Annotated in this window: 1 pseudogene; it reads left to right on the top strand. The window is 39.8% G+C overall.

From position 1 onward, the window contains the following. A pseudogene (locus tag I6U49_RS16815) lies at positions 1-782 on the top strand (hypothetical protein); the annotation flags it as partial.

The raw sequence follows: 782 nt of genomic DNA, 5'->3' as shown, positions 1-782 counted from the left end.
GATGTGGTTTCTAATATTCAAAACCAGGGAGCGATCTATAATGAAATTTTAAGCATTATTGGAAACGAGTCTGATATATTAGTAGACAACAATAACGGCACTTATACCCACACCGCTGTAGACGGTACGGAGGTGATTATTGATGCCAACACTACTTCAGTAAGTGTAACCGATGGGGTGTATACTTTTACTGATGCTTCTGGGAATACTATTACGACTATCGATACTAATGCAAGTGCTTCCGGTTACGACAATACCAATTCAGGTTTAACCTCTACCAATGTACAGGATGCTTTAGATGAAATTCAGCAGAACCTTGAAGATACCAATGCCGATTTAGGTAATATTGATCTGACTGATAACGGGGACGGTACTTTCACCTATACCGATGCAGACGGTAATATCATAGACTTTGATGCCAATACTACTAGCTATGCCGAAAATGGGGGGGGTAGTTATACCTTCACCAACGATAATGGAGAGAGTATCACGGTAACTGTAGTTGATGATGTGGTTTCTAATATTCAGAACCAGGGAGCGATCTATGATGAAATTTTAAGCATTATTGGAAGCGAGTCTGATATATTAGTAGACAACAATGATGGTACTTATACCCACACCGCTGTAGACGGTACAGAGGTGATTATTGATGCCAATACTACTTCGGTAAGTGTAACCGATGGAGTGTATACTTTTACAAATGGTAATGGAGACGTAATTACGACCATCGATACTAATGCAAGTGCTTCCGGTTATGACAATACCAATTCAGGTTTAACCTC

It is taken from the genome of Salegentibacter maritimus (genome assembly GCF_016236915.1).
Classification (GTDB): Bacteria; Bacteroidota; Bacteroidia; order Flavobacteriales; family Flavobacteriaceae; genus Salegentibacter; species Salegentibacter maritimus.
This window is presented reverse-complemented; position numbering and strand designations above follow the sequence as displayed.